Raw genomic sequence first — 11,567 nt, forward strand, 5'->3', positions numbered from 1 at the left:
GTTGCCGATGATCCTCCAGGGTAACGATAGAACTTGCGCGATCTGCGTGATGACCGAAGACGCGACCGGGGTCGTTATCGGCACCGATGGTCAGTGCAATTGCTGCAAGGACGCCTTTGCGCGACTGCCGAGCGAATGGTGGCCCAACGCCGAGGGTGAACGCAAGATGACGGCCCTGGTCGCGCAATTGCGTGAGGAGGGCAAGGGCAAGCCTTACGATGCGCTCGTCGGGCTCAGCGGAGGCGTGGACAGCGCCTATCTGGCGCATGTCATGGCGGCACGGCACGATCTGCGGCTGCTCGCGGTCCATGTCGATGCGGGCTGGAACAGTGAACCCGCGGTGCACAACATTGAGAAGCTTGTGCGCGGACTCGATCTCGATCTCATTACCCGCGTCGTCGAATGGGACGAGGTACGCGACGTCCAGCAGGCTTTCCTGCGCGCCAGCGTGCTCAACCAGGACTTTCCCCAGGACCATGCGTTCTTCGCGACGCTGCTGCGTATTGCGCGCGAACATGATGTGAAATCCTTCCTGTCCGGGGTGAATTTCTCATCGGAAAACCTGCAAATCCCGCACGACGGTCCGAGCTCGACCGATGGCAAGCATGTGCGCGCCGTCCATGCCGCGTTGGGCAAGCGGCCGTTGCGATCGTATCCGGTCATGACGATGACCGAATATCTCTGGACGACAAGGGTCCGCGGGTTGCCCAAGCGTCACCGTCCGCTCGACTTCATGAATTACGACAAGGAAGTCGCGCGTCGAGAGCTACAAGAACATTATGGCTGGCGCGATTACGGCCCCAAGCACAGCGAGTCCCGCTTCACCAAATTCTACCAGGAAGTCTATCTTCCGCGTAAACTCCGCTTCGACAAGCGGCGGATGTTCCTGTCGTCTCTGATCGTTGCCGGGCAAATGACGCGCGACGCGGCGCTGGCTGAACTGGCGGCACCCGTGACGACGCCGATGCAGGCCGAACGCGATACCCGCTTCGTCGCCAAGAAGCTGGGCATGAGCGAAAACGAGCTCCGGACGCTCATCGACGCGCCGATCGTATCTCACGACGTCTACGGCAGCGACAAGAGGCTTACGGACCAGGTGCTGAACATCCGCTCCGCCTTGCGTCGGGTGTTGCGATGACGCCGGTACGATCCGCTGGTCAAGCCGCGCAGGGCTTCGGGGCCTTCGGTAGCCGACTCCTCATCGGCCTGGTGGGAGGAACCTACGCGGCCTTTCTGTTGCTCACCTACCGGGAACTCTCCAAGGTGTGGGGTTACCTCGGCTTCTGGTACCAGCCGCCTGATACGTGGGTCAGCGTGACCACGATTTGCGCATCGGCCCTCCTCGGGATGCTGCTGCCGCTGCGCAGCTGGACAGTCGTCGGCTTCGCGAAATGGGTATTGTATTTCATTCTCTTCATCCCGGCGCTGACCATCCCACCCCAGCAAGGCGTGCTGCCGTACAACGACCTGCTGCTGCTCGAAGTCCTGATCTGGGCGTCGGCCGCCGTGCTCATCGTGCTGCTGCGCGACGGGACGCCGTTCCACGAGATCCGCATCGCGCCCCGATTCTTGATGCAGGTCGTGATCGCCGCTTGGCTCCTGGGTAACATTGCGATCTTCGCGGTCTTCGGCGGTTCGATGAGTTTAGCGGGTCTCGACGAAGTGTACGAACAGCGCGCTACGGCCGCGACCGCGTCGAGCGCCGCGATCAGCTATGTGATGGGAACGATGAGCGGTGCGATCAATCCGTTTCTGCTCGTCGTCGGCCTGTCGCGCCGGCGGCCGTATTACGTCGCGATGGCACTGGCGGGCCAGCTCGTCATCTATTCCACATTGGCTGGCAAGGTAGTGCTGGGATCGACGTTGCTAATGATCGGCTCTCTTCTGGTGTTCAGACATGGGAAGGTCGCCTTCGCGCGGATCTATGCAACTGTCCTGGCCTTCGCCGTCATGGGTCCCTTCATCACGACACCTAGAGTTGCAGGCGGTTTAATCAACGCCGTTTCGGATCTCGTCTATTTCCGGATATTGGTCCTGCCAGGCGTTCTGGTGGGCGCGTACAGCAGTTATTTCCTGGACTACCCGGTCACCTATCTGTCACACTCGTTGATCGGACGCCCCTTCTCCACCTATCCCTACGGCGAGTTGTCCGTCGGCCAGGTGATCGGCCGTTATGTCACTCCGGGCGTCACCGTTGACGCCAAAAACTACAACGCCAACTTTATCGCCGCCGACGGTATCGCCGGGTTCAGCACCTGGGGCGTGCCGGTCATCTTCCTGCTGGCTGCAGGTTGGCTGTGGCTAATGTCGAAGCTGGTCGGACAGGAAAACCGCCCGATCGTCTGCGCGATGCTGATGCCGTTCGTCGTCTCTCTGGCGGACGCATCGCTGTTCACCGCCATCCTGACGGGCGGCGGGGCGGCGGCGGCGATATTGCTCTACCTGTTCAGATCGGCCGAGTACGCCGCCGCGACCGACCACGACATCATGCCGAGCCCTACGCCCTGAGGCGGCCGACGACGCGTTGGGCGACCGCCAACGCAGGGATCAATACGACAGGACGAAGCCGTACTCGCGGCCCGTTTCCGAGACGAAAAACAGCCGGTAACCGATGGCGTGCAGTTGCTCGACCGCTCGCTGCGTGTCCGCGTCTCTCGCGCTGTACATGCCGTGATGGAACTCGATCAGCAGCTGGCTCGGCCGCAGCGCCGAGTCCACCAGAGATTCGATGACTTCATATTCGAATCCCTCGATGTCCATCTTCAGGATGTCCGGAACGCTTCCGCCGACGTCACGCAGGATCGACGCTAGCGAGCGGACCTCCGCCACGATCGGTGCGCCCTGCTGCCGGTCGGACGGCGCGTTGGAGAACGACACGTGCCGTTCGTCGGCCGGCGGAAAGAATTCGACCTGCCCATCACGCGCGGCGATGCCCACGGGATGAAAGTGAAAGTCCGAGGGCAGTGGCTGCTGGTCGAGCCATTTGCGCGATCGCGGCGTCGGATCGAAGGCATGTACGATCGCACCGAAGCGCGCTATGGCCTGCAGGTCAAAACTGATGTCTTCCCCCACGCCGAAGGAATAGATAACGGGCCGTTGAGGCAGCCCAGCGACGGCGACCGGCCAGCCGCCATAATCGCTTCCAAGCTCTACCCATTCGACCTTCACGACCGGCGAATGCAGTTGCTTGTGCCTGAGGCGGCGCATCGCGCGCCTAAGCGAAGAAATCATGAAACAGTCCCTCGATGCCAAGATCGCCTGTATCAAAAACAGGTCGCCTGGCAAGAGCGGCGTTGCTCGTAACTGGCCATGATTACCGTGATGATCACAAGGTTTTCGGATGACCCGGATATTTCAGAACTTCGATATTTACGATAAGTATCTTGGTATTCTTACGTCGCGAACCGATCGTAGTTACAAAGAGATCATTGATGAACTAGTCGATGACCGATTCGTTGCTTTGCATATGCTGCTTCCGACGTTACAACGCGATGAAAGTGCGATGTGTGCGATCGGGCATGATGCCGTATCCCAACGAAGCTGGGCACGTGGCAAGGGCATCGGTCGCAGGATGAGCCAGGCTGACATCCTGCGCGCGCAGATCGAAGAGCATCGGACCGAGATCTTTTACAACCATGATCCGCTGCGCTTCGGCAGCGCCTTCGTGAAGTCGCTGCCGGGCTGCGTGCGTCGCACGGTCGCATGGCGAGCGGCGCCGAGCCCCGGCGCCGATTTCAAGGCCTATGGCCTGGTCGTCTGCAATTTTCATTCCATCCTGGAGGATTACCGGGCGCGGGGATGGCGCGCCGCTTGGTTCGCACCTGCATTCGATCCGGAAATGGATCGCTACAACCGAACGGACGATCGTCCGACGGACATCCTCTTCGCAGGATCATACAGCCAATATCACAAGAGGCGTGGGCTGCTGCTGGAGCTGCTGGCGTCGCTCTCCGGTCGCTGGAACGTCGTCCTGCATCTGCATCTTTCGCGCCTGACCACCTTGGCGGGAACTCCCGCGGGATGGCTGGGCCCGCTCCACAAATATCGCCTGCCCCGCGCGATCCAGCAGATTCGCAGACCCCCCGTGTTCGGACGCGACCTGTACCGGGCGCTGGGATCGGCCAAGATCGTGATCAATGGCGCGATCGACATGGCCGGCCAGGATCGAGGCAATATGCGATGCTGGGAAGCGCTGGGATGCGGGGCGCTGATGCTGAGCGACAGCGGCGTCTACCCCGATGGCATGCGACCCGGCGAGGATCTCGCGACCTATTCGTCGCTCGAGGAGGTGGCCACGACCGCGGACCGATTGCTGCGTGACGGTACGACCCGACGCGCAATCGCCGAAAGCGGCAACGCGATGATCCGCACTCGCTACAGCAAGCACCAGCAATGGAACGACTTCCTCGACCTCTTTTGACGATCAAGGGTTATCGTTGGTGCGTATCCTGCATTTCTCGAAATACGCGGACAAGGGCGGCGCGGCGCTTGCTGCCTTGAGCAGCGTCCGTTCGCAACGTGCGATGGGCGCAGATGCGTTGCTGCATGTCGGGCGGCATCCCACGACCGATCCCTACGTCTCCGGGCCGCGCGGCCGGATCGCGGATGCCCGCGCCTATCGCGATTTCGCTCTGGAGCGGATGCCGTTCCGGTTGCTGCGAACCGATCCGTTCGATACGCGTTCGCTGGGCATGAGCGGCATCGCCTGCTCCGCCATTGCGCGACGCGCCAAGGCGGACATAGTTGTTCTCCACAACATTGATGGCCTGCTTGATCTGACCGACCTGCCGCGGTTTCCCTGTCCCGTCGTCTGGCGCACGCACGACATGTGGGCGATGTGCGGGACCGAACATTACGTGGCGGACACCACGCCTTATCGACCGGGCGGCGATCGATCGCGTCTCGATCCGCTGTCGCGCTGGACGTTCCGGCGCAAGGCTCGCCTCTATTCGAAGGTCCCGTCGTTGACCGTATGCGCGCCGTCGCGGTGGCTTGGCGACGAGATGGCAACCAGCGAATTGCTGGGTGATCGCCCGTCCGTCACTATTCCCAACGGGATCGATACCGGCCTCTTCCGCCCCCACGATCGCCTAGCCGCTCGTGCGGCGCTGGCGCTGCCCGCCGATGCTCCACTCATCCTGTTCGGCTCCGCCGGCGGGCTCATGGACGCGCGCAAGGGCTTCGACCTGCTTGGGCAGGCGCTGCACCATGCGCAGGACCGGCTTGTCAGCATGGGCGCAAGGCTGGTCACGTTCGGAGGAGGACGCGTCCCCGATTTCGGGATCGCCACCGTCGATATGGGCAGGATTGTAGATCGACAGCGGTCGAGCCTGCTGTATGCCGCCGCGGACATCGTCATGGTGCCCTCGCGACTGGAGAATCTTTCGCTGACCGTGCTGGAGGCGCTGGCTTGCGGCACCCCCGTGGTCGCCTTCCGCATCGGAGGGATGCCCGACATGATCGACCATGGTCACAATGGCTGGCTGGTCGACCCTTTCAGCATCGAGGGCTTGGGTGACACCGTGCTGACGGGTCTGGACGCCAGCCGGTCGGGGGAAGACATGCGACGATCGTGCCGGGAGGTCGCCGTATCGCGCTTCGATCGACAGATTGAAGCCGCCCGGTTCCTGGAACTTTGCAGCCGCGTCGCGCACCAATAAGGGTGTCGGCACGATCGACTGTTCTGGTCCCCCCGTCTGATGCAAGGATTGCGCACGATGACTGCCCTGGGATTGCAGAAGCTGTCCGTCCCGCCCTTCAATGCGCATTACGAGGGCAATTACGACGACGCCATGTTGGTTTGGCGCGGCCTGGGCGCACAGGACAAGGTCCGCAACATGCAGACGCTGCTGGGTGACAATGGGGTCGATCGCATCGATACCGTTCTGGAGGCGGGATGCGGCACGGGCGCGGTGCTTCTGGAGGTCCAGCGTCGCGGCATTGGCCGAACCCACCACGGCGTCGATGTGGCGGATCCGGGCGAGCATCCCCATCCCGGCGTCGCGGAGGCTGAGTCTCTCACCCTGTCACGCTATGGCGGAGTTCGCCTGCCCTTCGACGACGACAGCTTCGATCTCGTCTTCGCCAGCCACGTCCTCGAGCACGTTCCCGACGAGCGCGGCTTTCTCGGCGAGGTACGGCGCGTGGCCCGACGATGGGTCTATATCGAGGTTCCCTGCGAGCTTCATCTGCGGACGTCGATCGGCAAGCTCCAGTCGACGTTGGAGATCGGCCATATCAACGCCTACACTCCCGAATCGTTCGCGCTGACCCTCTCGTCGGCGGGCTTGAACCCCAAGGCGATGCACATCTTCGATCACAGCTTGGCGCTCCACGCGTTCGGCTCCAGCCGGACAAAGGCTCGGCTCAAGGCCGGGTTCAGGGGTGGCCTGCTGCGCCTCAGCCCGACGCTGGCAAGCCGATTGTTCACCTACCACGTAGGTGCCCTGATCGACCTGAGCGAGTGCCGATCCGATACATAACCGAGAGGGGCCGGGCGGCACCGTCTTTCAATACGATCAGCTGCTCACTGCGGCGGCAACGCCTTCAACGGCGTCAGTTGGTCGATCAGCGTCGAGATGGCGCGCTATGTCGCCTTTCCCATCCTGCTGGTCGTCACCCGGCGGTCCATGCCGCTGTGCATCGCCGTGTCCATGGCCAGTATCGCCGCGATCACCCTCTCGGCCGGGGCATCTGAGGCCGACGCGTATCCGAAACCTACGGAGCGGCCCCGTTTACGACCATGGCTGCATGCGCATCGTGATGCTGGTGGGCACGGTGCCTAGAGCCGTCGCCGCTGTTCCAGCCAAGCCGCACCGCCGGCATTGCGCCAGCCATCGACGACATAGGAGCCCGTGGCTGTCGCGCGTTCGACCGGATCGAGGTTCTGGACGAACTCGCCCCTGGTTCCCGGTCGCGTCGGTGGCTTACGCCCGAAATCCCCCAGGCTGATCGTCTCGCAATTGACCGAACGGCAGCCCTCGATGGTGCCGGATGACAGCCGTAGGTCGAACGCCACGCCATCGCGCCCGCCATCGCGTCCGGTGCACCGCTTCACCGCAAGCTCCGCGCAATCGTATAATTGAAAGGCGACACCGCCGGGCGCAGAGCAAAACGCCTGAACATCCTCCATGAAGAAGCGGCCGGCGATCGCCCGAGCGCGAACGGGCCCGCTGATTGTGCAGGCGCGCATTCCGCAATTCTCCGACGCCGATCCGCTGTCGACATACCAGTCGACCGCCAGCGCATTGCCTGCCTTGGTCGTGGCGATGGCGCAGCGTTCGAATACGACCTCGTCGATCCGGTAGCGGGGGGTGCATTGGACGACGACGGCACAGCCGTCCGATTGCAGGTCGCAATCGGACACCGTTACCCCCGACGTGATCGGATGGTTGGGCGTGTAGGAGACGAACAGCGACCTGAAGCTGGACTGCCTGGTCCGCACGCCCTTGATGACATGGTTCATGCGACGTTCGACACCACTGGGTGCGCAGACATGCATGTCGATGTGATTGTCGTACAGCGTGCCGCCGAGAACCCTAGCTCCGATCGTGCCGTTGAACACGATGGCGCCCTTGGGCAGCGTTGTGAACAGGGGATCCGTCTGGCCGAAGACGACGGGTTCGTTGATGGTGACGTCGATGCCGCCGGCGATATACAATCCGCACGAGCGTCCATGCTCGATCCGGGGGCGGTTGAACGTCACATCGTGACAGTTTTCGAAAGTATCGTACAGTTCGATAGCATAGGCGGCAGCATCGTCGCGCGCACCGTCCCGACCGGCGTCTATGACGACCGGCCGGTTCACGACAGCCCTGCGGACGCGATGGCCGATCGACAGGCCTCCCTTGATATATCTGGCATCGACGTAGAGGTCGTCGATTGCGACATCCTCAACATAGCCTGAGAAGCCAGCCACGCGCAGGACATGGGCGTGCACTGTCACCAAGGACGGTGCCAGCGAGTTGCCCGGACGGCTGCGGGCGTTGATACGGTTCAAGCGGATACGCCGCATCATTCGGGCATCGCGCGTCAATGCAGTCTTCAGGTCGTCAAACGTCGTACCGCCCTGATCATTCTCGATCTGTATCCAATAAGGTGCCGCGAAATTCGTCAGTCCTACATTTTCGAGTGCGATATTCTCCATGTCTTGGTTCGCAGAAGGCAGCAGGAATGCCATCACGGCGGTTCCACTGGCTTCACCCAGCGACAGTCCGTTCCCTTCCAGGGCAAGATCGCGGATCGTCACGTCCGACGTATTGACGATAGTGAGTAGGTTGCATGCGGTGTTCCCGGTGACCCTGAGGCGCGTCGCATCCCGTCCCATTCCGCGCAGAGTGATGCCGGGGGGAAGCATGATCCCGTTCCTTCCCAGCGCCGCACTCGACAAATCGTAGATGTCGCTGCCGAGTTGGAGGATGCCACCGCCTGCCCGGCGCAGATCTGCGAGAGCCGCGGCAAGCGCCGTCACGGTATCCAGCGTTGGCCGTGATCGCCGATACGCGTCGAAATCGGTAGCCGGAGGATCCTCCAGCAACACCGCGCCCTCGTCCGATATGGACCCGGACGAGGACACACCCGCCAGGACAATGCTGGCCATCCCCTGAAGAAACTCGGCGCGGGTCAGACTCGATCTCCTGTCTTGAAGATGGTCAGCCTATAAGCGTGCGGAACCGATCGATCACCGACGCCAGCGTGTAGCGCATCACCACCGCGGCGCGACCGTTCGCGCCGCGCCGCCTGGCCTCTGCCATCCCCTGCTTGTTAGCAAGATTCTCGACCAGCGCGGCCAGCGCAGCGACGTCGCCGGGCGCCAGCACCCAACCGGCCTGCTCTTCGCGCACGACGAGCGCGAGTTCGGAATCCGGATCCGCGATCGCGATGATCGGCGTGCCGGCAGACAGGACGTTGTACATTCGGCTGGGCACCGACAGCCCCTTCATATCGCCGACAAAGGCGATGATCGTCGCCGTCGCGCTCGCCAGCATGGGGCCCAGCATCTCGCGCGGCTGGCGCGGCAGCAGGCGGACGTTGAGAAGCTCTCCCGACGCGATTGCTTCGGCGACTGCACCGGTCTTGCCGCCATAGCCCACAAAGACGAACATGATATCGGGTCGGCCGCGCAGTCGCCTAGCCGCGGCAAGGATGGTCTCGACATCGTGCGTTCGACCGATGTTGCCTGAGAACTGGATGACGCACGGCGCGTCGATACCATTGGACGTCAGGAACGGATTTCTCTCGCGCGACAGCGGCACGATCTCGTCGACGTCGCCCCAATTGGCGATGATCGTGATCCGCTCCCCCTCCTCCTCCGATGTTGCGCCCAGCTTGGCGCGTACCACCTCCGCCATGTCGCGCCCGAGCACGACGATCGAGCCGTAGAGCCGGAATGTCGCAGCGAAAAGACGGGCGAGCAGACGATATGCGATGCCGTCGGCGCGCAGGAACCCCGTCGCTGAGAGCACTTCGGGATAGACATCGTGGACGAGCAGATGCGCATCGATCCGCTTCCAGCGTGCGATGAGACCGACGAGCGGCGGAAGCGTCGGCGGGTTGGTGACGACGAGCAACCGGTCGCCGCGACGGAAGCGCGTCAGCGCGAACCAGGCGATCGAGAGAGACAGGGTCAGCACGTTGAGCGCGCGCAGGGCCAGCCGATCCTTGCTAAAATGGGTGGCAGGCACGCGGTGGATGAGGACCCCGCCCCGCTCCTCGCGCGAAGGCGCCCGCAGCCCTTGCTCGCTATAGGTCGGTTGGCCGCTGACGACCTCGACCGGCATGGACCGCGCCAGTCCCTCGGCGATGCGGGTCAAGAAGTAGCCGGTCGAGGTCTGCTCCGGGTAATAGAGCTCGGACACGACCCACAGACGGGCTGGCCGGGGGCACGCTGGCGGCATGGAAATCCTGTCAGTGAAGGTCGGCCAAGGCGATGTCACGATAGAGCCGCGATGCGAGGCCGTAGCGGATCGCGAGGTTGTCGTCGTCGGCGAGACGGCTGTCGGCGAACAGTCGCCCGCCAATCGCGGGGGCGGCCCGCTCGATGAAGCGGGCGAGCGGGCGCGGAATGGACAGGCGATGGAGCGTCCCCTTCCCTGCTCGTGCCCACGCTTGTGCGGCATCGGCGTAGGTGAAAGGGCGTGGATCGGCCGCGAAGACGACACCGGTCCGCGGCTCGGCCGTCAGCCGTGCCACGACCTGCGCGGACAGATCCACCCCGATCATCGCCCGGACCACGTCTCCGGATGGCACCGGAAGCACCCGTATCTGCGCCCACAGTCGCATCAGCTGACCGAGCTTGCCCAGCGAGGCCCGTCCGTAAATGAGCGGCAGGCGCAGGATCGTCACGGATAGACGATCGTCGGCAAGCGCCAGCAGAGCCGTGTCCGCCGCGAGCTTGGAGCGACCATAGTCGCTCGTCGGCGCGACCGGCGTGTTCCGATCGATCACGTGCGCGCCACCATAGACCGAGAAGGACGAGACGTGGACCAGATGGCGCACGCCGGCCGCACTGGCCGCGACGGCGAGCCGGCGGGGCATGTCGACGTTGACCGCATCGAGATGCGCCGCGCCGCCGGTGCTGGCGCCTGTGCAATTGATCAGGCACTCTACCCCGTCCAGCGTCGCGGCGGGGATGTCGCCGTAATCCGCGACGATCAATTGGCGCGGTCGCCCCGCGGGACGCCGGACGACGTAGGTTGCGGCATCGCCGAGGAGCGGCGCCAGCGCGGCCGCGATGCGGCTGCCGCCCCCGACCACCAGGATACGAGCATCCTTCCCCAACATGGCGGCGGGCTATAACCGCGCCTCGGGACCGTGACAGCCTTTCCCGCGCGGGACCGAGCGAATATGGGGGCCGGGCTGAAGCGACAGTCGGAAAAGCGAGACGTGAAGCGGGCGATGGACCTGATCCTGGCGGCAGTAGCGGCCGTCCCGCTGCTGCTGCTCGCGCTGGCGGTGGCACTCGCGGTGCGGCTGACCTCGACGGGTCCGGCGCTCTACTGGTCCGACCGGGTAGGACGTGGCGGGCGGATCTTCCGCATGCCGAAGTTCCGGACGATGAAGGTCGGCACTCCCCCGGTCGCGACCCACCTGATGCCCGATCCGCACAGCGCGCTGACGCCGATCGGCGGCTTTCTGCGGCGCACCAGCCTCGACGAGATCCCGCAACTCTGGAGCGTCGTCGTCGGCGACATGAGCTTCGTCGGCCCCCGCCCCGCCCTGTTCAATCAGGACGACCTGATCGCATTGCGCCGCGCGGCGGGCATCGACGTGCTCCGGCCAGGGATTACCGGATGGGCACAAATCAACGGGCGCGACGAACTGCCCATCCCGGTCAAGGTGGCGTTCGACCGCGAGTACCTGGAACGGCGGTCACCACTGTTCGACCTGCTCATCATTCTCAAGACGGCAGCGAAGCTGCTTGGCGACAAGACGGTGACGCACTAATGGGCCTTCACGCATGTGGTCCCGAGAAGGGCGACACATCGCATTAGGACTGTCGTGAAGTGGTAGCGGTTTCAGTCTCCGAACGCGTACTAGCGCTGCCACGCCCGATCAAGCGCGCTATC

11 protein-coding genes are annotated in these 11,567 nt (G+C 63.6%); 7 read left to right on the forward strand and 4 right to left on the reverse strand.

All coding sequences use genetic code 11. From position 1 onward, the window contains the following. The first annotated feature begins 7 nt into the window (after positions 1-7). Positions 8-1,138 carry an N-acetyl sugar amidotransferase gene (locus ACFE64_RS02620; protein WP_375390942.1) on the forward strand — a complete coding sequence of 377 codons (1,131 nt, stop codon included), beginning with the start codon at positions 8-10 and terminating at the stop codon, positions 1,136-1,138. Beyond that, the gene (locus ACFE64_RS02625) at positions 1,135-2,508 is read left to right on the forward strand and encodes a hypothetical protein (protein ID WP_375390897.1); all 1,374 of its coding nucleotides are present in this window, start codon (positions 1,135-1,137) and stop codon (positions 2,506-2,508) included. Before ACFE64_RS02620 ends, ACFE64_RS02625 begins: the two co-directional genes overlap by 4 nt. A gap of 39 nt (positions 2,509-2,547) precedes the next feature. Here the strand turns inward: ACFE64_RS02625 and ACFE64_RS02630 are convergent, their stop codons facing one another. Beyond that, positions 2,548-3,231, reverse strand: coding sequence for an FkbM family methyltransferase (locus ACFE64_RS02630; protein ID WP_375390898.1), 684 nt, complete (start codon positions 3,229-3,231; stop codon positions 2,548-2,550). Between the two features lie 109 nt (positions 3,232-3,340). Here ACFE64_RS02630 and ACFE64_RS02635 point away from each other — a divergent pair, with 109 nt between their 5' ends. The 4 genes from ACFE64_RS02635 (at position 3,341) to ACFE64_RS02650 (ending at position 6,785) form a co-directional block, all read left to right on the forward strand. Further along, positions 3,341-4,420 (forward strand): glycosyltransferase, encoded by a 1,080-nt coding sequence (locus tag ACFE64_RS02635; RefSeq protein ID WP_375390899.1) that lies wholly within the window; start codon positions 3,341-3,343, stop codon positions 4,418-4,420. A 19-nt stretch (positions 4,421-4,439) separates the two neighbouring features. Next, on the forward strand, positions 4,440-5,660 hold the full coding sequence (locus ACFE64_RS02640; RefSeq protein WP_375390943.1) for a glycosyltransferase: 1,221 nt from the start codon (positions 4,440-4,442) through the stop codon (positions 5,658-5,660). A 57-nt stretch (positions 5,661-5,717) separates the two neighbouring features. Further along, positions 5,718-6,482, forward strand: a complete 765-nt coding sequence (locus tag ACFE64_RS02645) for a class I SAM-dependent methyltransferase (protein WP_375390900.1) — start codon at positions 5,718-5,720, stop codon at positions 6,480-6,482. A 96-nt stretch (positions 6,483-6,578) separates the two neighbouring features. After that, complete coding sequence (locus ACFE64_RS02650) at positions 6,579-6,785, forward strand: hypothetical protein (RefSeq protein ID WP_375390901.1); 207 nt, start codon at positions 6,579-6,581, stop codon at positions 6,783-6,785. Here ACFE64_RS02650 and ACFE64_RS02655 read toward each other — a convergent pair. The 3 genes from ACFE64_RS02655 to ACFE64_RS02665 are packed head-to-tail and all read right to left on the reverse strand — an operon-like array spanning position 6,782 to position 10,782. Then, positions 6,782-8,599, reverse strand: coding sequence for a hypothetical protein (locus ACFE64_RS02655; protein ID WP_375390902.1), 1,818 nt, complete (start codon positions 8,597-8,599; stop codon positions 6,782-6,784). The two genes, ACFE64_RS02650 and ACFE64_RS02655, sit on opposite strands and share 4 nt — an antisense overlap. 52 nt (positions 8,600-8,651) lie before the next feature. Then, positions 8,652-10,019 (reverse strand): glycosyltransferase family 4 protein, encoded by a 1,368-nt coding sequence (locus ACFE64_RS02660; protein ID WP_375390903.1) that lies wholly within the window; start codon positions 10,017-10,019, stop codon positions 8,652-8,654. Beyond that, positions 9,907-10,782, reverse strand: coding sequence for an NAD-dependent epimerase/dehydratase family protein (locus ACFE64_RS02665; RefSeq protein WP_375390904.1), 876 nt, complete (start codon positions 10,780-10,782; stop codon positions 9,907-9,909). Before ACFE64_RS02665 ends, ACFE64_RS02660 begins: the two co-directional genes overlap by 113 nt. Before the next feature lie 114 nt (positions 10,783-10,896). Between ACFE64_RS02665 and ACFE64_RS02670 the strand changes: the two genes are divergently transcribed. Continuing rightward, positions 10,897-11,445: a sugar transferase gene (locus tag ACFE64_RS02670; protein ID WP_375390905.1), complete on the forward strand. Its 549-nt coding sequence runs from the start codon at positions 10,897-10,899 to the stop codon at positions 11,443-11,445. Positions 11,446-11,567: the final 122 nt, after the last annotated feature.

The sequence above is a fragment of the uncultured Sphingomonas sp. genome (assembly GCF_964250165.1).
Classification (GTDB): domain Bacteria; phylum Pseudomonadota; class Alphaproteobacteria; order Sphingomonadales; family Sphingomonadaceae; genus Sphingomonas.

Coding starts and splice junctions, on each gene's coding strand:
- ACFE64_RS02620 (WP_375390942.1), top strand. CDS start 8: ATGATCCTCCAGGGTAACGATAGAACTTGCGCGATCTGCGTGATGACC.
- ACFE64_RS02625 (WP_375390897.1), top strand. CDS start 1,135: ATGACGCCGGTACGATCCGCTGGTCAAGCCGCGCAGGGCTTCGGGGCC.
- ACFE64_RS02630 (WP_375390898.1), bottom strand. CDS start 3,231: ATGATTTCTTCGCTTAGGCGCGCGATGCGCCGCCTCAGGCACAAGCAA.
- ACFE64_RS02635 (WP_375390899.1), top strand. CDS start 3,341: ATGACCCGGATATTTCAGAACTTCGATATTTACGATAAGTATCTTGGT.
- ACFE64_RS02645 (WP_375390900.1), top strand. CDS start 5,718: ATGACTGCCCTGGGATTGCAGAAGCTGTCCGTCCCGCCCTTCAATGCG.
- ACFE64_RS02650 (WP_375390901.1), top strand. CDS start 6,579: ATGGCGCGCTATGTCGCCTTTCCCATCCTGCTGGTCGTCACCCGGCGG.
- ACFE64_RS02655 (WP_375390902.1), bottom strand. CDS start 8,599: ATGGCCAGCATTGTCCTGGCGGGTGTGTCCTCGTCCGGGTCCATATCG.
- ACFE64_RS02665 (WP_375390904.1), bottom strand. CDS start 10,782: ATGTTGGGGAAGGATGCTCGTATCCTGGTGGTCGGGGGCGGCAGCCGC.
- ACFE64_RS02670 (WP_375390905.1), top strand. CDS start 10,897: ATGGACCTGATCCTGGCGGCAGTAGCGGCCGTCCCGCTGCTGCTGCTC.